Source organism: Variovorax sp. ISS6 (assembly GCF_056523145.1).
The window spans coordinates 4,066,717-4,086,500 of record NZ_JAWRZC010000001.1 but is presented as its reverse complement, the minus strand read 5'-3'; the positions used below and the strand labels follow the sequence as shown (position 1 = coordinate 4,086,500).

20 protein-coding genes are annotated in these 19,784 nt (G+C 70.0%); 7 read left to right on the top strand and 13 right to left on the bottom strand.

Annotated elements, in window-relative coordinates:
* Positions 1–54: 54 nt before the first annotated feature.
* Entirely contained in the window at positions 55–780 is a 726-nt protein-coding gene (locus AC1HIL_RS19025; protein WP_203205863.1) for a YebC/PmpR family DNA-binding transcriptional regulator, read from the bottom strand.
* A 244-nt stretch (positions 781–1,024) separates the two neighbouring features.
* On the opposite strand from AC1HIL_RS19025, the gene AC1HIL_RS19020 reads away from it, so the two are divergent.
* From AC1HIL_RS19020 to AC1HIL_RS19010, 3 genes are read left to right on the top strand one after another with little or no spacing between them, the layout of a single operon-like run.
* On the top strand, positions 1,025–2,065 hold the full coding sequence (locus AC1HIL_RS19020; RefSeq protein ID WP_479669775.1) for a chorismate transformation FkbO/Hyg5 family protein: 1,041 nt from the start codon (positions 1,025–1,027) through the stop codon (positions 2,063–2,065).
* Between the two features lie 30 nt (positions 2,066–2,095).
* The gene (locus AC1HIL_RS19015) at positions 2,096–2,899 is read left to right on the top strand and encodes a lysophospholipid acyltransferase family protein (RefSeq protein WP_261205903.1); all 804 of its coding nucleotides are present in this window, start codon (positions 2,096–2,098) and stop codon (positions 2,897–2,899) included.
* Positions 2,866–3,642 (top strand): glycosyltransferase family 2 protein, encoded by a 777-nt coding sequence (locus AC1HIL_RS19010; protein ID WP_057593356.1) that lies wholly within the window; start codon positions 2,866–2,868, stop codon positions 3,640–3,642. Before AC1HIL_RS19015 ends, AC1HIL_RS19010 begins: the two co-directional genes overlap by 34 nt.
* A 4-nt stretch (positions 3,643–3,646) precedes the next feature.
* Here AC1HIL_RS19010 and AC1HIL_RS19005 read toward each other — a convergent pair whose 3' ends face one another.
* The 11 genes from AC1HIL_RS19005 to AC1HIL_RS18955 all read right to left on the bottom strand — a co-directional run bounded on the left by AC1HIL_RS19005 (position 3,647) and on the right by AC1HIL_RS18955 (position 15,110).
* Positions 3,647–5,068 (bottom strand): efflux transporter outer membrane subunit, encoded by a 1,422-nt coding sequence (locus AC1HIL_RS19005; RefSeq protein ID WP_479669774.1) that lies wholly within the window; start codon positions 5,066–5,068, stop codon positions 3,647–3,649.
* A complete protein-coding gene (macB, locus tag AC1HIL_RS19000) occupies positions 5,025–7,010 on the bottom strand; it encodes a macrolide ABC transporter ATP-binding protein/permease MacB (RefSeq protein ID WP_479669773.1) in 1,986 nt (661 codons plus the stop codon). The genes AC1HIL_RS19005 and macB overlap by 44 nt, the downstream gene beginning before the upstream one ends.
* Positions 7,007–8,173 carry a macrolide transporter subunit MacA gene (macA, locus tag AC1HIL_RS18995; protein ID WP_413763645.1) on the bottom strand — a complete coding sequence of 389 codons (1,167 nt, stop codon included), beginning with the start codon at positions 8,171–8,173 and terminating at the stop codon, positions 7,007–7,009. Before macA ends, macB begins: the two co-directional genes overlap by 4 nt.
* Positions 8,174–8,406: 233 nt before the next feature.
* A complete protein-coding gene (locus tag AC1HIL_RS18990; RefSeq protein ID WP_261205909.1) occupies positions 8,407–8,910 on the bottom strand; it encodes a disulfide bond formation protein B in 504 nt (167 codons plus the stop codon).
* Positions 8,907–10,007: a sulfate/molybdate ABC transporter ATP-binding protein gene (locus AC1HIL_RS18985; protein WP_057593361.1), complete on the bottom strand. Its 1,101-nt coding sequence runs from the start codon at positions 10,005–10,007 to the stop codon at positions 8,907–8,909. The genes AC1HIL_RS18990 and AC1HIL_RS18985 overlap by 4 nt, the downstream gene beginning before the upstream one ends.
* Positions 10,008–10,021: 14 nt before the next feature.
* Positions 10,022–10,915 carry a sulfate ABC transporter permease subunit CysW gene (cysW, locus tag AC1HIL_RS18980; RefSeq protein ID WP_057593362.1) on the bottom strand — a complete coding sequence of 298 codons (894 nt, stop codon included), beginning with the start codon at positions 10,913–10,915 and terminating at the stop codon, positions 10,022–10,024.
* A gap of 1 nt (position 10,916) precedes the next feature.
* Complete coding sequence (cysT, locus tag AC1HIL_RS18975; RefSeq protein WP_057593363.1) at positions 10,917–11,804, bottom strand: sulfate ABC transporter permease subunit CysT; 888 nt, start codon at positions 11,802–11,804, stop codon at positions 10,917–10,919.
* Positions 11,805–12,821: a sulfate ABC transporter substrate-binding protein gene (locus tag AC1HIL_RS18970; protein WP_057593364.1), complete on the bottom strand. Its 1,017-nt coding sequence runs from the start codon at positions 12,819–12,821 to the stop codon at positions 11,805–11,807.
* Positions 12,818–13,393, bottom strand: coding sequence for an RBBP9/YdeN family alpha/beta hydrolase (locus tag AC1HIL_RS18965; RefSeq protein WP_057593365.1), 576 nt, complete (start codon positions 13,391–13,393; stop codon positions 12,818–12,820). The genes AC1HIL_RS18970 and AC1HIL_RS18965 overlap by 4 nt, the downstream gene beginning before the upstream one ends.
* A 34-nt stretch (positions 13,394–13,427) precedes the next feature.
* Positions 13,428–14,069 (bottom strand): peroxiredoxin, encoded by a 642-nt coding sequence (locus AC1HIL_RS18960; protein ID WP_057593366.1) that lies wholly within the window; start codon positions 14,067–14,069, stop codon positions 13,428–13,430.
* A gap of 126 nt (positions 14,070–14,195) precedes the next feature.
* Positions 14,196–15,110, bottom strand: a complete 915-nt coding sequence (locus AC1HIL_RS18955) for a LysR family transcriptional regulator (protein ID WP_057593367.1) — start codon at positions 15,108–15,110, stop codon at positions 14,196–14,198.
* Between the two features lie 135 nt (positions 15,111–15,245).
* On the opposite strand from AC1HIL_RS18955, the gene AC1HIL_RS18950 reads away from it, so the two are divergent.
* The 4 genes from AC1HIL_RS18950 to AC1HIL_RS18935 all read left to right on the top strand — a co-directional run bounded on the left by AC1HIL_RS18950 (position 15,246) and on the right by AC1HIL_RS18935 (position 19,166).
* Positions 15,246–15,893, top strand: coding sequence for an FMN-dependent NADH-azoreductase (locus AC1HIL_RS18950; RefSeq protein ID WP_203205853.1), 648 nt, complete (start codon positions 15,246–15,248; stop codon positions 15,891–15,893).
* A gap of 132 nt (positions 15,894–16,025) precedes the next feature.
* Positions 16,026–17,435 (top strand): hypothetical protein, encoded by a 1,410-nt coding sequence (locus AC1HIL_RS18945; protein WP_479672424.1) that lies wholly within the window; start codon positions 16,026–16,028, stop codon positions 17,433–17,435.
* Positions 17,432–18,169: a hypothetical protein gene (locus AC1HIL_RS18940; RefSeq protein ID WP_479672423.1), complete on the top strand. Its 738-nt coding sequence runs from the start codon at positions 17,432–17,434 to the stop codon at positions 18,167–18,169. The genes AC1HIL_RS18945 and AC1HIL_RS18940 overlap by 4 nt, the downstream gene beginning before the upstream one ends.
* Before the next feature lie 22 nt (positions 18,170–18,191).
* Complete coding sequence (locus tag AC1HIL_RS18935) at positions 18,192–19,166, top strand: hypothetical protein (RefSeq protein ID WP_261205914.1); 975 nt, start codon at positions 18,192–18,194, stop codon at positions 19,164–19,166.
* A gap of 22 nt (positions 19,167–19,188) precedes the next feature.
* On the opposite strand, the gene AC1HIL_RS18930 is transcribed toward AC1HIL_RS18935, so the two are convergent.
* Complete coding sequence (locus AC1HIL_RS18930) at positions 19,189–19,746, bottom strand: NADPH-dependent FMN reductase (protein ID WP_057593371.1); 558 nt, start codon at positions 19,744–19,746, stop codon at positions 19,189–19,191.
* Between the last annotated feature and the right edge of the window lie 38 nt (positions 19,747–19,784).

The window sequence follows — 19,784 nt, the reverse complement described above, 5'->3', positions numbered from 1 at the left end:
CGGGCCTTCATACGCTGTGTTCTTTCCATCATTGCCGTTGCCGGGTGCCGGCCCTCATTCGGACAGCGAGGCGTTGTGATAGACCTCCTGCACGTCGTCGAGGTCCTCGAGCACGTCGAGCAGCTTCTGCATCTTCGCGGCGTCCTCGCCGGTCACGTCGATGGTGTTCTCGGCCCGCATCGTGACCTCGGCCACCTCGGGCTTCAGGCCCGCCGCCTCGAGCGCGTTCTTCACCGCCTCGAAGTCGCCGGGCGCGGTGATCACCTCGATGGCGCCGTCGTCGTCGGTCACGACGTCTTCCGCGCCGGCCTCGAGCGCCACTTCCATCACCTTGTCTTCATCGGTGCCCGGGGCGAAGACGAACTGGCCGCAATGCTTGAACTGGAAGGCCACCGAGCCCTCGGTGCCCATGTTGCCGCCGTGCTTGGCGAAGGCGTGGCGCACTTCGGCCACGGTGCGCACGCGGTTGTCGGTCATGGTGTCGACGATGATCGCCGCGCCGCCGATGCCGTACCCTTCGTAACGAATCTCTTCGTAATTGACGCCTTCGAGATTGCCCGTGGCCTTGTCGATGTTGCGCTTGACGGTGTCGGCCGGCAGATTGACCGCCTTGGCCTTTTCGACCGCCAGCCGCAGGCGGGGGTTGGCGCTCAGGTCGCCGCCGCCGGCCCGGGCCGCCACCATGATTTCACGGATGGCGCGGGTCCAGAGCTTTCCTCTTTTTTCGTCCTGCCGGCCCTTCCGGTGCTGAATGTTTGCCCATTTGCTGTGTCCGGCCATGGCTTTTCTCTCGCTGTCCTGTGTTTTCGAAGCAGGTTGCGAGTTTACTGTCCGGCGCGCACAACGGACCGGCGCCGCGGCCGGGCGGACCGGTCAAACCTTTTGGTGATAATCCCTCGATGACGCCATTGCCTTTCGCCGGGTCGGGACATCCGACGCTGCCACGCACCCGCCACGCGCCCCGCGCGACCGGGGCGGACCGCCCGCAGGCAGGCCCCGATCCCCTCGCAAAGGCTTCCTGATCGTGCGCTTCCAGGGCGAAACACCCTCTTCTTCCTCCTCCCTGCGCGTGGAGCGCCTGTCCTTCAGGGACAGCCTCGCGCTGGCCGCCGACGGGCCGGCACCCTTCGCCGCCATCGGCTACGGCACGCCCGAGCGCATCGACTGGATGCCGCCGGTCGACGCCAGCGTGCTGTCGGCACGCGGCGCCGTCGCCGACGTCTGGCATGCCACAGGGCCGGCCGTGCAGACCGGCCGCACCGGCCTCGTGCGCTGGCGCGCCGACGAGCACTGGCTGCTCGGCGCGATCGACCTCGACGAAAGCGTCGAGAAGCAGGGCCTGGCCGAACTGGCCCACCGCGCCTACCGCGACCTGTTCGCCACGCTCGACCAGAGCGGCATCGCCCATCCGCTGCGGATCTGGAACTACCTGCCGCAGATCAACGGCGACGGCGGCGGGCTCGAGCGCTACCGCCAGTTCAACCTGGGCCGGCAGGACGCCTTCCTCGAGGCCGGCCGCGCCGCCTTCGAGGGCGCGCCGGCCGCCTGCGCGCTGGGCATCCACCGCGGCGCGCTGTCGGTGCGCTTCCTGGCCGGGCGCCGTGCCCCGCTGCCGATCGAGAACCCGCGCCAGGTCTCGGCCTACCGCTATCCCTCGACCTACGGGCCGCGCGCGCCCACCTTCTCGCGCGCGGCGCTGGCCGACATCGGCGACGACCGCTGCGCGCTGTTCATCTCGGGCACCGCGAGCATCGTCGGCCACGAGACCGTGCACCGCGGCGACGTGCGCGAACAGACCCGCGAGACGCTGCGCAACCTCGAGGCCGTGGTGAATGCCGCCAACGCGCAGGGATCGGCGCGCTTCTCGCTTGCCGCGCTCGACAGCGTGGTCTACGTGCGCCACCCGCGCGACCTCGAAGCCGTGCGCGGCGTGCTCGAAGACGCGCTCGGGTCCGACGCGCCGATGGTGCGCGGCGCGGTATACCTCGAGGCCGACATCTGCCGCGGCGACCTGCTGGTCGAGATCGAAGCCCATGCCACCGCCCCCGGGCGGCGGCGGGACTGACGCTCGAACGGCAGCCCCCACCCTTTCCCGATGATCCTCCGCGTGCTGCGCATTCTCACGGCCGTCCCGCTTGCGCTGATGCTCTATGCGCTGCTGCTGTTCCTCGGCCTGATCTCGCTGGTCTGGAACGCCTTCGCGATGCTGATCTACCCGGTGATGCCGGTGAAGCCGGCGCGCGCGCTGGGCCGCGCCACCATCGCCTTCGCCTACCGCGCCTTCTGGGGCCTGGCCTCGGTCACCGGCATGATGCGCATCGACGCGAGCTGCCTCGACGCGCTGCGCGACGAGCCCGGCGTGATCTTCGTGGCCAACCACCCGACCATGCTCGACGCGCTGCTGCTGGTGGCGCGGCTGCCGCGCAGCGCCTGCATCATGAAGGCCGAGCTGCTGCACAACATCTTCCTGGGCGCGGGCGCGCGGCTGGCACGCTACATCAGCAACGAATCGGCACGCACCATGGTGCGGCTGGCGGTGGCCGACCTGCGCGAAGGCGGCCAGTTGGTGATCTTTCCCGAGGGCACGCGCACCGTCACGCCGCCGCTCAATCCGTTCCGCCCCGGCGTCACGCTGATCGCCAAGCTCGCGCAGGCACCGATCCAGACCGTGTTCATCGACACCGACTCGCCCTACCTCGGCAAGGGCTGGCCGATCTGGCGCGTGCCGCCGCTGCCGATCGTGTTCAAGCTGCGCCTGGGCCAGCGCTTCGCGCCGACGCAGGACAGCGACGTGTTGCAATCGGACCTCGAACAATATTTCCGCCACCAGCTCGAACGGCGCGCCGCCGACGCCGACTCTCCCGAATGCCAGACGCCTCGCGCACCCACCTTGTCCTGATCCCGAGCTACAACACGGGCGAGCGCCTGTTCTCCACCGTCGAGGCGGCGCTCGCGCAATGGAGCCCGGTATGGGTGGTGGTCGACGGCAGCGACGACGGCACCGGCGAGCGGCTGCAGCGGATGGCGGCCGACCGCCCCGGCCTGCGCGTGTGGCTGCTGCCCGAGAACCAGGGCAAGGGAGCGGCGGTGCTGCACGGGCTGCGCGCGGCGCGCGACGCCGGTTTCACGCACGCGCTCACCATGGATTCCGACGGCCAGCACCCGGCCCCGCTGATCCCGGCCTTCATGCAGGCCTCGCTCGCCCGGCCCGAGACCATGGTGCTGGGCCGCCCGGTGTTCGATGCCAGCGCGCCGCTGCTGCGCGTGCGCGGGCGCCGCGTCTCCAACGGCTGGACCCAGCTCGAGACGCTGTTCGCCGGCGTCGGCGATTCGCTCTACGGCTTTCGCGTCTACCCCGTGCAGGACCTGATCGCGGTGATGCAGCGCCAGCCCTGGATGCGCCGCTTCGACTTCGACACCGAGGCCGTGGTGCGGCTGGCCTGGCGCGGCGTGAAGCCGGTGAACATCGACGCGCCGGTCAAGTACCTGACGGCCGAGGAAGGTGGGGTTTCGCACTTCCGCTACGGACGCGACAACGTGCTTTTGACCTGGATGCACACGCGGCTGATGGTCGAGTTCGTGCTGCGGCTGCCGGGCCTGCTGTGGCGCAAGCTGCGCGGCGCGCCGCCGTTCCAGCCCTGACGAATCACTCCAGCGGCCCGCCACCGAGCGCCTTGTAGAGCGTCATGGTCGCGTTGAGCTGGTTGACCCGGTTCTGCGCCAGCGACACCTCGGCCGCGCGCCGCCGGTCCTTCGCATCGAGCACCGGCTGCAGCGCCGTCGCGCCCGCGCGGTAGCGCACCTCCGACAGCCGCTCGGCGCGCTGCGCCAGCTCCAGCGCCACCGCCAGCTTCGCGCTCTCGTCGCGCAGTTGCGTACGCGACGACAACGCGTTCTCCACTTCCGACAACGACGTGTACAGCGCCTGGCGGAAGCCCACCACCGCTTCCTCGTACTGGCTCTGCGACACCGCCACCGTCAGCCGCGCCGTGTTCCATTGAAGGAACGGCAGTGCCAGCCCCGCGCCCAGCGTCGCGACCGGATTGCGCAGCAGCTCGCCCAGTGCCGTGCTCGAAGTGCCGAGCGAGCCCGTGAGGCTCAGCGCCGGATAGAAGCCGGTGCGCGTCGCGTCGACATTGGCGAGCGCGCCGCGCAGCCGCTGCTCGGCCGCGCGCAGGTCGGGACGCCGGCCCAGCAGGCTGGCGGGCAGGCCCGCTTCGATGGCGGGCAGCGCCGCGTCGGGCAGGCTCGCGGGCTCCTCGGCCGCCACCTCGGGCGGACGGTCGAACAGGATCGCGAGCGCATTGCGCGTTTCCACGCGCTGCTGCAGCAGCTGCGTGTGCGCCGCCTCCTGGCTCGCGAGGTTCTGGCCGGCCTGCGCCACGTCGAGGCCCGAGACCGCGCCGGCCTCGTAGCGCGCGCGCACCAGCGCCACGATGCGCCGCGCGTCCTCCATGCCGGCCTCGCTCAGCGCGATGCGCTGGTTCAGGTAGCCGGTCTGCCAGTAGAGATTGGCGGTGGTGGCGACCAGCGCCAGCGCCGCGGCCTGCCGGTCGGACTGGGTCGCCTTCAGTTCCCAGTCGGCCGCGCTGCGCACCGCCGCGAGCCGGCCCCAGAGGTCGAGCTCGTAGCTCAGCGTCACGAGCGAACTCGAGCTCGAGCCCGCGACGCCGCCGCGCTTGAGGTCGTAGCCGCGGCTGGTGGCGGCCTGCCCGACCACGCCGGGCGTGAGGTTGGTGTCGGCCAGGCCGGCCTGCAGCTGCGCGCGCTGCACCCGGATGCCGGCGGCCGCGAGGTCGTTGTTGACCCGCAGCGCCTGGTCGACCAGCGCATCGAGCCGCGGATCGCCGAAGGCCGACCACCACTTCGCCGGGAACACCGCCGCCGCGCTGGCCGTGCCCGGCTGCGGCTGCTGCCAGGCCGAGGGCAGCGCGAGCGGTTTCTCGGGCCGGCGCTCGGGCTGGAACGCGGTGCAGCCGGCCGCGAGCAGCGCGGCCACGAGGGCCAGGGGGAGCAGGCGCGCCTTACTCACGGGCCAGTGCCTCGATGGGATCGAGCCGCGCCGCATTGCGCGCCGGCAGGTAGCCGAACAGCACGCCGATCAGCGAGGCGCAGAAGAAGGCCGACAGCACGGCACCGAGCGAGAAGATCATCTGCCATTGCTTCACGAACAGGGAGAACAGGAAGCTGATGCCATAGGACAGCAGCACGCCGATCAGCCCGCCGACCAGGCACACCAGCACGGCCTCGGTCAGGAACTGCTGCAGCACGTCGCTCTGGCGCGCGCCCACCGCCATGCGGATGCCGATCTCGCGCGTGCGCTCGGTCACCGACACCAGCATGATGTTCATCACGCCGATGCCGCCCACCACCAGCGAGATCACCGCGATCAGCGACAGCAGCAGGGTCAGCGACTGGCTGGTGCGCTCGGCCGTCTTCACGATGCTGTCCATGTTGAAGGTGAAGAAGTCCTTGCCGCCGTGGCGCAGGGTCAGCAGCTTCACGATGCCGTCCTCGGCCGCCTTGGTCGGCTGCTCGTCGCGGATGCGCACCGTGATGCCGTCGAAGTGCTGCTGGCCGAACAGCCGGCTCGCCGCCGTGCTGTAGGGCAGCCAGATGTTGAGCTGCTTGTTCTCGCCGAACATGCTCTTCTTCTCCTGCGCCACGCCGATCACGGTGCACGGCAGGCTGCCGACCAGGATGATCTTGCCGAGCGGATCCACGCCCTCGGGGAACAGCTTGCGGCGCGTGTTCTGGTCGATCACCACCACCTGCGACTGGTGCCGCACGTCGTTGGCGTTGAAGGCGATGCCGCTGGCCATCTGCACGTCGCGCACGGCGAAGTAGTTGTCGCTGACGCCGTTGACGTTGCCGTTGATGTCGATGCTGCGGTAGCGCAGCCGCAGGCTGCGCATGGTGGCCGGCGTCACGCTGTGGACGAAGGGCTGCGCCGCGATCGCCTGCAGGTCGGCCGGCACCAGCGTGCGGATGCTCTGCGCCTTGTCGTCGCCGAAGTCGCGGCCCGGATAGATGTCGAGCGTGTTGGTGCCGATGGCGCGGATGTCGGACAGCACGAAGCGCTTGGCACCCTCCCCGATCGCCACGATCGAGACCACCGAGGTGATGCCGATCACGATGCCCAGCATGGTGAGCGCGGTGCGCATGCGGTGCGACATCATCGAGCGCCAGGCCATGCGGAAGGCCTCGGCGAAGCGCGACCAGCCGGTGCTCAGCCGGCCGCCCGTGGCGGGCCGGGTCACGGGCTGCGGTGCCTCGCCGGCGCCGGTGGCTTCGGGCGCGGGCACGGTCGGCACGTTGGGCCGGTCGCCCACGATGCGGCCGTCGGCGATCTCGATGATGCGCTCGGTGCAGCTCGCCACCTGCATGTCGTGGGTCACGATGATGATGGTGTGGCCCTGCGCATGCAGCTCGCGCAGGATCGCGATCACCTCCTGGCCGCTGCGGCTGTCGAGCGCGCCCGTGGGTTCGTCGGCCAGGATCACCTCGCCGCCGTTCATCAGCGCGCGCGCGATGCTCACGCGCTGCTGCTGGCCGCCCGAGAGCTGGCTCGGCCGGTGGTCGCCGCGGTCGTCCAGGCCCAGGCGCGCGAGCAGCTGCCGCGCCCTCGCCTCGCGCGCCGCGCCGTCGGTGCCCGCGTACACCGCCGGCACCTCGACGTTGCCGGTGGCCGTCAGGTGCTGCATCAGGTGGTAGCGCTGGAAGATGAAGCCGAAGTGCTCGCGCCGCAACTCGGCCAGCGCGTCGCTGTCGAGCGTGCCCACGTCGTGGCCCGAGACCGTGTAGCTGCCGCTGCTGGGGCGGTCGAGGCAGCCCAGGATGTTCATCAGCGTCGACTTGCCCGAGCCCGAGGCGCCGACGATCGCGAGCATCTCGCCGTGGCCGATGTCGAGGTTCACGTCCTCGAGCACCTGCACCCGCATTTCGCCCGAGGGGAAGCTGCGCCCGATGCCGCGCAGCGACAGCAGGGCCTGCCGTGGCCGCTGCGTCATGGGCCCTTGCCGCGGCGTTCGCCGCCGTTGGCCTCGCCCTCGCGCGGCTCCACGGCCGAGGCGTCGCCGGTGATGACCTGGTCGCCCTCCTTCAGCCCCTCGAGCACCTGGGCCTGGAAGTTGTTGGTGATGCCGGTGCGCACCTTGCGCGTCTCGGGCGTGTGGTCGGCCTTGAGCACGCGCACCTCGTAGCGGCCCTCCTTGTCGCGGTTGCCGAGCGCCGTCAGCGGCACGGTCAGCGCCTGCTTCGCCTCGCCGAGCATGATCGCGACCTGGGCCGTCATGTCCACGCGCAGGGTGCGGTCGGGGTTCGGCACGTCGAACAGCGCGTTGAAGAACACCGCGTTGTTGATCTTCTCGGGCGAGGGCTGCACCGCGCGCAGGGTGCCGTGGTAGCGCTTGTCGGGGTCGCCGAGGATGGTGAAGTAGACCGGCAGCCCGGCGCGCACGCGCACCACGTCGGCTTCGGACACCTGGGCCTTGATCGTCATCGTCGACAGGTCGGCCAGGGTCATCAGCGTGGGCACCTGGAACGAAGCGACCACGGTCTGGCCCTCGAGCGTCTTGATCGAGATCACGTCGCCGTCGATGGGCGCGATGATGCGGGTGTACGAGAGGTTGGTCTGGGCCGAGGACACGGCCAGGCGCTGCTGGCGGATCTGCGCGTCGAGCGACACCGCGTCGGCGCGCAGCGCGCGCAGTTCGGCGTCGGCGCTCTCCATGTCCTGCCGCGCCGAGGCGTCCTGCGCCAGCATCTCGCGCTGGCGCGCCCAGGCCAGCTCCGCCTGCTTGACGCGCACTTCCTTCGCCACCTTCTGGGCCTGCAGGTTGTCGAGCCGGGCCTGTTCCTGCGCCAGCGTGTTCTGCGAGATCGCGGGATCGATCTCGGCCAGCCAGTCGCCCTTCTTCACGGTCTGGCCCAGCGACACCTTGAGCGACTTGAGCTGGCCCGTGACCTGCGCGCCCACCTCCACCTGCTTGAGCGCCTGCAGCACGCCGGTGGCCAGCACCGCGTTCTCGAGGTCGGCGCGCTGCACCGTCGCCGTCAGGTATTCGGGTTTCTTGGCCGGCGTGAGCACGATCGCGGCCGCGATGCCGAGCACGACGAGGGCCAGGATGCCGTAGAGGAGCTTGCGCGAACGCCGGGGCGGAGTCTGGGGCATGCAGCGGGAAGGGAGTGGAACGGGCGGGGGATGCATTCGCCGGGCTCTGCGGCCGGGTCGCGATGCATGGGGGATGGGGTCATCCTAGTCCCGCTGTCTGAAGCGTTCCTAAAGGCGGAGTTCCGCCGCGGGGTTACTCCGCCCTCACCGCCCACATCACCGTGACGGGCGCCACAAAGACGAAAGGCGGACCCGCGGTCCGCCTTGGGAGGCCGATGCGGCGAATGCCGCGCTCAGCGCGCCGGACGCCGGCGCAACAGCAGCACCAGCAGCAGGACCGACAGCACCGTGAAGGCGATGAAGGACCAGTTCGCCAGCGTGAGGCCGAACAGCGACCAGTCGATCTTCGAGCAGTCGCCGCCGCCGCGGAAGATCATCGGCAGCGCCCGCTTGAGCGGGAAGGTCTCGATCATGCCGTAGAGGTCGCGCCCGCACGACACCACCTCGGGCGGATACCACTGCAGCCAGCTCTGCGAGGCGGCCGTGTAGGCACCGCCGATGGCGGCCAGCAGCGCCAGGAAGCCGCCACCGAGCTGCAGCGCGCGGCCGCGGAAGGCCCCGGCCAACCCGGTGAACAGCGCCACCAGCACCAGCGCATAACGCTGGACGATGCACATGGGACAGGGCTCGAGCCCCACCACGTGCTGCAGGTAGAGCCCGAAGGCCAGCATGAGCACACAGGCCAGGCAGATCAGGCCGTAAGCGCGGCGCGGCGCGCCGAAGTACCAATCGATCAAGGAGACACCCAATCCTCTTCTACGAACACCCTGGCCTTGCGCGGCGTGGCGACCACGGTGTCGCCTTCCTTCAAGCCCAGGTCACGGAACTGTTGCGCAGGGAGTTGCGCCTCGATGATGGTTCCGGAGCCCGGATTGTCTGGATTCGTGTCGACGGGTTCAAGTTCCAGCCGCGCGATCGGACCGACGACGATCGCGCGCGCCAGCGTGGCGACGATGCCGCTCGTCGCGCCCGGCACGTGGCGTGTCACATCCAGGTCATGCGGACGAACGTAGGCCAGCGCCTTGGCGTCGCGCGCGCCGCTGTGCTCGGGCGAATCGAGGCGCAGGTCGCCCAGCTGCACCGAGCCGTTGTCGGCGCGGCCGTGGAACAGGTTCACGTCGCCGAGGAAGCCGTAGACGAAGGGGCTCGCGGGCTGGTCCCAGACCTCCTGCGGCGAGCCGACCTGCTCGATGTGGCCCTTGTTGATGACCACCACGCGGTCGGCCACTTCCAACGCCTCTTCCTGGTCGTGGGTGACGAAGATCGAGGTGACGTGCAGCTCGTCGTGCAGCCGGCGCAGCCAGCGGCGCAGTTCCTTGCGCACCTTGGCGTCGAGCGCGCCGAAGGGCTCGTCGAGCAGCAGCACCTTGGGCTCGACCGCGAGCGCGCGGGCCAGCGCGATGCGCTGGCGCTGCCCGCCCGAGAGCTGCGGCGGATAGCGGTCGGCCAGCCAGTCGAGCTGCACGAGCTTGAGCAGCTCGGTCACCTTGGACTTGATCTGGGCCTCGCTCGGACGCTCCTTGCGCGGCTTCACGCGCAGGCCGAAGGCCACGTTCTCGAACACGGTCATGTGGCGGAACAGCGCGTAGTGCTGGAACACGAAGCCGACCTGGCGCTCGCGCACGTGCACGTCGGTGGTGTCCTCGCCCGAGAACAGGATGCTGCCGGCGTCGGCCGTTTCCAGCCCGGCGATGATGCGCAGCAGCGTGGTCTTGCCGCAGCCCGAGGGGCCGAGCAGCGCGACGAGCTCGCCCGACTCGACGTTCAGGTTGACGTCGTTCAAGGCCCGGAAGGTGCCGAACTGCTTGCTGATGTTGCGGATTTCGATGCTCATGAAATTCTTTCTTCCTAGGCCGCCGTCGGCCGTTCCGGCGGCAGCTCGGCGATCGCCTTCATCTCGCGCTCGTGGCGCCATTCGATCACCGACTTGATCACCAGCGTCACCAGCGCCAGGATCGCCAGCAGCGAGGCCACCGCGAAGGCGGCCACCGACTGGTATTCGTTGTAGAGCACTTCCACGTGCAGCGGCATGGTGTTGGTCTGGCCGCGGATGTGGCCCGAGACCACCGACACCGCGCCGAACTCGCCCATGGCGCGCGCATTGCACAGGATCACCCCGTACAGCAGGCCCCACTTGATGTTGGGCAGGGTCACGCGCCAGAAGGTCTGCCAGCCGTTCGCGCCGAGCACGATCGCGGCCTGTTCCTCGTCGGTGCCCTGCGCCTGCATCAGCGGGATCAGCTCGCGCGCGATGAACGGGAAGGTCACGAACACGGTGGCCAGCACGATGCCGGGCACGGCGAAGATGATCTTGATGTCGTGCGCGGCCAGCCACGGGCCGAACCAGCCCTGGGCGCCGAACACCAGCACGTAGATCAGGCCCGCCACCACCGGCGACACCGCGAACGGCAGGTCGATCAGCGTGGTGAGGAAAGCCTTGCCGCGGAACTCGAACTTGGCGATGGCCCAGGCCGCGGCCACGCCGAACACCAGGTTCAGCGGCACCGCGATGGCGGCCGTGATCAAGGTCAGGCGGATCGCGCTCCAGGCATCGGGTTCCTTCAGCGCCTCGAGGTAGGCGTCGAGGCCCTTGCGCAGCGCCTCGGTGGCCACGGCCGCCAGCGGCAGCACGAGGAACAGGAACATGAAGACCAGCGCGAGGCCGATCAGCAGCCAGCGGACCCAGGCGGCTTCGGTGGTGCCGGCCTGGGTGCGGCGGATGACTTTGGAAGGTGCGCTCATCTCAAGCTCCCGCGCGGCGACGCTGCCATGCCTGCAGGCCGTTGATGACCAAGAGCAGCAGGAACGAGATCACCAGCATCACCAGCGCGACCGCCGTGGCGCCCGCATAGTCGTACTGCTCGAGCTTGCCGATGATGATCAGCGGCGTGATCTCCGAGATCATCGGCATGTTGCCGGCGATGAAGATCACCGAGCCGTACTCGCCGATCGCGCGCGCGAAGGCCATGGCGAAGCCCGTGAGCAGCGCCGGCGCGATCGAGGGGAAGATCACCTTGGTGAAGGTCTGCAGCCGCGTCGCGCCCAGCGAGGTGGCGGCCTCCTCGAGTTCCTTCTCGGCGTCCTCGAGCACCGGCTGCACCGTGCGCACCACGAAGGGCAGCCCGATGAAGATCAGCGCGATCACCACGCCCGCGGGCGTGAACGCGAGCTTGATGCCGTGCGGCTCGAGGTACTGCCCGACCCAGCCGTTGCCGGCCAGCAGCGCGGTCAGCGAGATGCCGGCCACGGCCGTGGGCAGCGCGAACGGCAGGTCGACCAGCGCATCGACGATGCGCTTGCCCGGGAACTTGTAGCGCACCAGCACCCAGGCCACGAGCAGCCCGAACACCAGGTTCACCAGCGCCGCGAGCAGCGAGGCGCCGAAGGTCAGCCGGTACGAGGCCAGCACGCGCGGCGCGGTCACGGCGACCCAGAACTGGTCCCAGTTCAGCGTGAAGGTCTTGAAGACCAGCGCCGACAGCGGGATCAGCACGATCAGGCAGAGGTAGAAGACCGCGAAACCCAGCGTCATCGAGAAGCCGGGCAGCACGCGCTTGGCGCCACCGCCGCCGACCGCACGCGAAAACGGCGCTGCCGGTGAGGACAGCGCCGAGGAGCTTGCCCCGCTCATTTACCGGGCGCCGGGCGTGTAGAGCTTGTCGAACTGGCCGCCGTCGTTGAAGTGCACCTTCTGCGCTTCGCCGAGGCTGCCGAACAGCTCCTGCACCGTGAACAGCTGCAGCGGCTTGAAGGTCGCGGCGTACTTCTTGAGCACGGTCTGCGAACGCGGGCGCAGCGCGTGCTTGGCGGCGATTTCCTGCGCTTCTTCGGAGTACAGCCAGTCGAGGTAGGCCTTGGCGAGTTCGCCGGTGCCCTTCTTGGCGACGGTGCGCTCGACCACGGCCACCGGGTTCTCGGCCACGATGCTGATCGACGGGTAGACCGAGTCGACCTTGCCGGTGCCGAATTCGCGGTCGATCGAGACCACTTCGGATTCGAAGGTGATCAGCGCGTCGCCGATGTTGCGTTGCAGGAAGGCGGTGGTGGCATCGCGGCCGCCGCGCGCCAGCACCGGCGTGTTCTTGAACAGCTTGCCGACGAATTCGGCCGCCTGGGCGTCGGTGCCGCCCTTCTTCTTGACGTAGCCCCAGGCCGCCAGGTAGGCGTAGCGGCCGTTGCCGCCGGTCTTGGGGTTGACGATCACGACCTGGATGCCGGGCTTGACCAGGTCGTCCCAGTCCTTGATGCCCTTGGGATTGCCGTTGCGCACCAGGAACAGCATGGTCGAGGTGGTCGGCGATGCGTTCTCGGGGAATTTCTTGGTCCAGTCCTTGGCGACCACGCCGGCGTTGGCCAGGAAGTCGATGTCGGTCGAGGTGTTCATGGTCACCACGTCGGCGTCGAGGCCGTCGGCCACCGCGCGCGCCTGGGCGCTGGAGCCGCCGTGCGACTGGTCGATCTTGACGTCCTTGCCGGTGGCCTTCTTGTAGTGCGCCGTGAAGGCCGCGTTGTAGTCCTTGTAGAACTCGCGCGCCACGTCGTACGAGGCGTTCAGCAGGCCGGTGCCCTGGGCCAGGGCGCTGCTGCCGGCGAGTGCGGAGGACGCCAGCGCGAGCACGGCGGCGAAGGTCTTGATTCTGGAAGTCATGTGGTTGCCAAGGTTTCTGAAAAATCACGGCCCGCCGGCCAGGCGGCGGGCTCGTCGGTCAGCGACTGGAGCAGGGCCAGGCCGAGCGGCCATTCCCCGTGCCCCGAGTCGACGTTGATGTGGCCCGCATTCTGCATGCGAACGAACTCGCTGCCCCAGGCGCGCGAATATGCGCCCGCAAGGCGGATCGGGCAGAAGGGGTCGTTGCTGCTGGCCACAACGATGCTGCGGTACGGCAGCGCCGCATAGGGCACGGGCGCGAAGTCCGACAGCACGGCGCGCCGCTCCGGGTCGGCCGGGGCCACCAGCAGCGCGCCCTGGATCCGGGCCGCGGCCTCCGCCGGCAGGTGCGCCGTGGCGATGCAGCCCAGGCTGTGCGCCGCGATCACCACCGGCTGCGGCGATGCGAGCACCAGCCGCGCCAGCGTCGACACCCAGGCCTCGCGCCGCGGCGAGGCCCAGTCGTCCTGCTGCACGCGCGCGGCGCCCGGAATGCGCTCCTGCCACAGGCTCTGCCAGTGGCCGGGGCCGGAGTCGCGCCAGCCGGGAACGATGACGATGCGGGTCTGCATGCGAAGGTGACGGGCCTGGGCCGATGCCGCCGGCTTACTTGTTCGGCTGCGGCGTCAGGCGCAGGTAGGGGCGCACCGCCTTGTAGCCCTTGGGGAAGCGCTGGGCGATCTCGGCCGGGTCCTGCAGGCTCGGGATGATGACCACGTCGTCGCCGTCCTTCCAGTTCACGGGCGTCGCCACCTTGTGGCTGTCGGTGAGCTGCAGCGAGTCGATGACGCGCAGGATCTCGTCGAAGTTGCGGCCGGTCGAGGCCGGGTAGGTGATGATGGTGCGGATCGCCTTCTTCGGATCGATGATGAACACGCTGCGCACCGTGGCCGTGGCCGAGGCGTTCGGGTGGATCAGGTCGTAGAGGTCCGACACCTTGCGGTCGGCGTCGGCCACGATCGGGAAGTTGACCGTGGTGTTCTGCGTGTCGTTGATGTCGCCGATCCATTCCTTGTGCTTGTCGGCCGGGTCCACGCTCAGCGCGATCGGCTTCACGCCGCGCTTCTGGAATTCGCCCGACAGGGCCGCCGTCTTGCCGAGTTCGGTGGTGCACACGGGCGTGAAGTCGGCCGGGTGCGAGAAGAACACGACCCACGAATCGCCGGCCCATTCATGGAATTTGATCGGGCCTTCGCTGGAATCCTGGGTGAAATCGGGGGCGGTGTCGCCGAGACGGAGGGTTGCCATGGTCGTTCCTCGGATGGAATGGAAGACCTGGATTGTCCGAACCCCGCCAAGGATGCCAAACGAATATCTGATTGTTTGGTTATGACGTTTTTTGCATAACGAGGCGATCCGGGACCTTGAAGCCGCCTAGAACATGCGGTGCGCCCCATGCTCCAGGTGCTCGACCAGGAAGTCGATCAGCCGCCGCACCGCCGGCACCAGCGCGCGCCGCGCCGGAAACACCATGTGCGCGATCACCGGCGCCGGTCCCCAGTCGCACAGCACCCGGGTCAGCCGGCCCTCGTTGAGGTCGGCGCGGCACATGTAGTCGGGCAGCAGGGTCGCGCCCACCCCGGCCAGCGCGGCGTACTGCAGCGTCGCGAGGTCGTCGGCCACGTAGCGCGGCGTGTGGGAATGCACGTGGATCCGGCCCTTGGGCCCCTCGAGCCGCCATTCGCTGCGCCCTTCCCCGTTGACCGACATCGCCGCCGTCGGCAGCTTCGCGAGATCGTCCGGCCCCTCGATCGGCCCGAGCCGCCGCACCAGTTCGGGCGTGGCCACCAGCACGCCGCGGCTGGTGCCGAAGGTGCGTGCCACCAGCGTCGCGCTGTCCTCGATCTGGGGCCGCACGCGCAGTGCGATGTCGATGCCCTCCTCGATCAGGTCGACGGGCCGGTTGATCACCCGCATGTCGATGCGCACCGCCGGATAGCGCTCGAGGAAGCTCGGCAGCACCTGCGCCAGCCCGCTGTGCGAGATCGTGACCGGGCAGCTGAGCCGCACCAGGCCGCTGGGCTCGGTCTGCACCTGGGCCACCGCCTCCGAGGCCGCGCGCGCCGCGTCGCGCACCGAGGCCGCGTGGCGCAGGTAGATCTCGCCGGCCGGCGTGAGCGACAGCCGCCGCGTGCTGCGCTGCATCAGCTGCACGCCGAGCTGCTCCTCGAGCTCGGCCACGCGCCGCGACAGCCGCGACTTCGGAATGCCCAGCGCCCGGCTCGCGGCCGCGAAGCCGCCGCGCTCGGCCACTTCGGCGAAGAACACCATGTCGTTGAGGTCCTGCATGGCTTTACTGTCCTGTTTTTGAAACGATGTGGCTTATTTTTACCTACTTATCACCCACTCGCACCAAAAATAGAATTCTGACCACGCCGGCCACTTTTGAGCGCCGACATCGAAAGAAAGAAAGCGATCAACACCATGAAGCTGCTCCACATTGACTCCAGCATCCTCAGCGGCAACTCCACCTCGCGCCTGCTGACGGCCGAAACCGTGGCCGCCTGGCGCGCCGCCCATCCCGACACCACGGTCGAGTACCTCGACCTCGCGGTCGACACCCCCTCCCACTTCAGCGCCGACGCGCTCGGCATCAAGACCGGCGTGCAGGCCCAGCCGACCGAGGCCCAGCAGCGCGAGAACACGCTGTCCGAGAAGCTGGTGAGCCAGTTCCTCGCGGCCGACGTGGTGGTCGTGGGCGCCCCGCTCTACAACTTCACCATTCCGAGCCAGCTCAAGGCCTGGATCGACCGCCTCGCGCAGGCCGGCCGCACCTTCAAGTACACCGACAAGGGCCCGGTCGGCCTCGCCGGCGGCAAGACCGTGATCGTGGCCTCGAGCCGCGGCGGCATCTACTCGACCACCGAAGGCGGCCAGGCCACCGAGCACCAGGAGAGCTACCTGAAGGTGATCTTCGGCTTCTTCGGCATCACCGACGTGCGCTTCGTGCGCGCCGAAGGCCTCGGCATGGGCGACGCGGTCAAGAACGCCGCCCTGGCCTCGGCCCGCGGCGACATCGGCACGGCGACCGCCGAAGCCGCCAACCAGAGCGTCGCGGCCCTCGCGGCCTGATGGCGGCGCGCCGTTCGCGGCGCACCCAACGACAAGCCGGCCGAAGCGCCGGCTTTTTTGTGGGCGACATCACGGCTGACATAGGCGCTTCGGCCAATGGCTGGCGCGCGGCGCGCTCGACAGAATCGCCGGATGCCCGCAGCCCGCCTTCCGGCTTCCCGCATCCCTCTTCTTCCCGCGACCGAGCGCATGGCGGCGGTCGCGCTGCTGGCGCTGTGCCTCGCCGCCTGGGCCGCCGGGCTGGCCGGCGGCTTCCAGTACGACGACCTGCCCAACATCGTGCTCGACCCGGCCACGGCCGGCGGCGAGGCCCTGCGCGAGCGGCTGGCCAATGGCTTCCGGCCGCTGCTGCGGCTGAGCTACGTCGCAGACCATGCGTTGTGGGGCTTCGAGGGCACCGGCTTCCTGGCCACCAACCTCGCGCTGCACGCAGCCACCGTGCTGGCCGTGTGGCGGCTGGCCCTCGGCCGGCTGGCCGATCCGCTGGCAGCCTTCCTGGCCGCCGCGCTGTTCGCGCTGCAGCCCGCGCACGCGGCGGTGGTGAGCTTCGCGAGCGGACGTTCCACCGGCCTGATGACGCTGGGGCTGGTGCTGGCGCTGCTGGCCCATGAACATGCCTGGCGCGAGAGCCTGGTCCGCGCGCGCCGCGCCGTCTTCGAGGCGCTGTCGCTCTTCGCATTCGCGCTCGCGGTGTCGGCCAAGGAAGTGGCACTGGTCTATCCGCTGCTGCTGACGCTCTGGGAAGCGACCCGGCCCGGCTCCACGGCCGGCCGCATCGCGCGGCGCGTGGCCTGGCCCGCGTTCGCCGCGCTCGCCGGCGCCGCGCTGCTCTGGACCTTCGGCCCCCGGCTGCGCGAGCTGGCCGGCTACTCGCTCGCGCTGGCCGATCCCTTCGAGGCCCTGGCCCGGCATGCCGCCGCGCTGCCGCTGTCGCTCGCGCTGTGGCTGCGGCCGTGGGCGCTGTCGGTCGAGCATCCGGCGCCCGGGGCGAATGCGATGCTGCCAGGCGCGCTGGCGCTCACGGGCCTGCTGTTCGCCGCGCTCGCGCTGCGCCGGCGCTGGCCGCTCGCGACTTTGGCGCTGCTGTGGCCGCTGGCCATGCTCGCGCCGACGCACACGCTGATCGCGCGGCTCGACTGGATCGTGGAAAAGCCGCTGTACCCCGCCTGGATCGGTCCCGCACTGGCGCTGGGCGCCCTGCTCGCGGCCTGGCTGCGCCGGCCCGGCCGCGCAGTACCGGGCCTGGTCCTGCTGGCCGTGCTCACGGCCACCTGCGCCTGGCGCGCCGCCACCTGGGCCGACCCGCCCGCGCTCTGGCGCGAGGCCACCGAACGCGCGCCGCTGTCGCCGCGCGCCTGGCACAACCGCGCGCTGGCCGAATCCGCCGCGGGCCGCGATGCCGAGGCGCGTCGCAGTGTCGAAACCGCCCTGGCCCTCGATGCCGACGCGCCGCGCACCCAGGCACTGGCGCTCGCGATCTCGCTGGCGGCCAGCGACGAAGCGCCGTCCCCCTCCCTTCCCTCCAGGAGCCCCCCACCGTGAAGCTGCTTCCACGCCCCTCGCGCGCGCTGGCCGCGCTGGCGCTCGCGCTCGGCTGCGCCGCCGCCCAGGCCGCGCCCGACTGCGACCGCTGCCAGGACCTGCCGCGGCTGTACCGCGAAATGCTCGAGCAGGAGTTCCTGCGCGCCAAGTTCCAGAGCTGGATCGCCCAGGCCTACTACCCGCTGAGCATCGAGGCGATGCAGACACAGGCCACCAACGCGCTCACCACGGCGATGCAGGGCAACCTGTACGGCGTGCTCGCGCCGCCGGCCGGCGACGCCGGCGCGGCCGGGGCCGCGGCGCCCTCCTTCGGCACGGTGATCAGCGGCGGCAGTTGCCAGCTCGTGGAGTACGTTCCGCGCCCGGGCCAGTCGCCGGCCACGCGGCCGGTGACCGAGCAGCAGATCCGGCAGAAGCTGTGCAAGCCGCTGGCCGAATTCACCATCGAGCACGAGAACACGCACATCAAGGCCTGCACGGCGGCCTACAAGGCCGGCGACAAGTCGGTCGAGTCGGTCGAATGGTTCGTGCAGAGCGACGCCCAGGCCTACGACGCCGGCGTGCGCGTGCTGCGCGACGCCATCGCCACGCTGGCGCGCAAGTGCCAGTGGGCCGGTTCGACCAACGTGCGCAAGCCCGACAACAGCATGGTGGTGCCGACGCCCGAGGAGATCGTCACCCTGACGAAGAACGTCAAGGCCAAGGGCAGCGCGATGCGCCGCGCCACCCAATGAGCCCACATCCGGAGTCATCGCCATGAACGAAGCCCTGTTGCTGAGCGCCGCGCTGCTGATCGGCGGCCCGCGCACCGAGATCCCGCCCGAGCAGGTGCTGCCGCGCTTCGAGGCCCAGTGCGTCGACGGCCGCTGGAACGCCGCCTGCCCCGGCCTGCGCGCCGAGCTCGAACTGGCGCTCTACGGCGAACTGCAGGTGCTGCAGTCGCGCGGCGAGATCGACCGCGAGGTGCTGCGCAGCGCCGCGCGCGCCCGCTTCCCGATGCTGGCCGAGCTGGGCCTGCGCCGGCTGGCCAAGATCGGCTCGCCCGAGGACCGCGAGGCGGTGCTGGCCGCGCTCGACCACACCTCGCCCGGCGTGCGCGCGATCGCGCGCCAGATGCTCGAGGTGCAGGACGATCGCTTCCGCAAGGGCCTGGCACCGTGGATGCGCGCCGGCCAGCGCAACGGCTTCGGCGCGCTGGTGCCCGACGAGCAACCCGACGCCACGCGGCTGGGCCTGGCCGGCGCGGTCGGCGCGAAGGACGCGGCCACGCTGCGCTGGCGCCCGTTCGCGAGCGACGCGCGCGAGGGCCGCGCGGTCTTCACCACGCGGCTGTCGCCCGAGCAGGTGCTGCAGCTGGTGGCCAAGGGCCAGAAGAGCTTCGACGGCTCGCAGGTGCCCGGCCGCAAGCAGCAGGAGGCGGCGATGAAGTCGATGGATTCGATCAAGCAGGAGCTGCAGGCCGCGGCGGCGCGCGGCGACCTCAAGGCGCTGCAGGAACTCTCGCAGCGCGTGAACCAGCAGATGCAGGCGGTGGCGCCGCCGCCCGGCGCCACCTCGCTGCGCGCGGTGGCCGAGTTCGCCGCCGCGCCGGCGCAGGTGCGCTATGTGCAGTTGAACGCGACGCTGCCGCCCCGGACCAAGGACGGCAAGGCGGTCAGCAAGCCGGTCACGGCCGCCGTGGCCCGCGACGAGGCCTTCGGCGGCGAGACCGTGCTGGTGATCCTCTATTGAGGAGCCAGCCGGCCGGCCGTGCTCAGGCCGCCTTGTGGCTCTTGATCCAGCCCACGTACTTGTCCATCCAGCCCTGCAGGAACTTCTTCGAGCCTTCGTTGCCGATGTGGCCCTTGTCGTCGAACAGGTCGTCCTTGGTCTGCAGGAACACCTCGGGCGCGCCGAGCGTGGGCACGTCGAGGTAAGCCAGCACGTTGCGCAGGTGCTGCTGCGCCAGCGCGGTACCGATGGCGCCGACCGAGATGCCGACCACGCCGGCCGGCTTGCCGGCCCAGGCGCTCTGGCCGTAGGGGCGCGAGGCATGGTCGATCGCGTTCTTCAGCACGCCGGGCACCGAGCGGTTGTATTCGGGCGTGACGAACAGCAGGCCGTCGGCCGCCGCGATCTCGGTCTTCAGGCGCTTGACCGACGCCGCCTGGTTGCCGTCGTCGTCCTGGTTGTACAGCGGCAGGTCGTCGATGCGCACGTGCTCGAAGGTGAAGTCCTCGGGCGCCAGCTTGGCCAGCGCGAGCGCCAGCTTCTGGTTGAACGAGTCCTTGCGCAGGCTGCCGACGATGACGGCGATCCGGGTCTGGGCCATGGATGAAGCTCCTTGAATGAGAGAGTCGTAGTGACGGA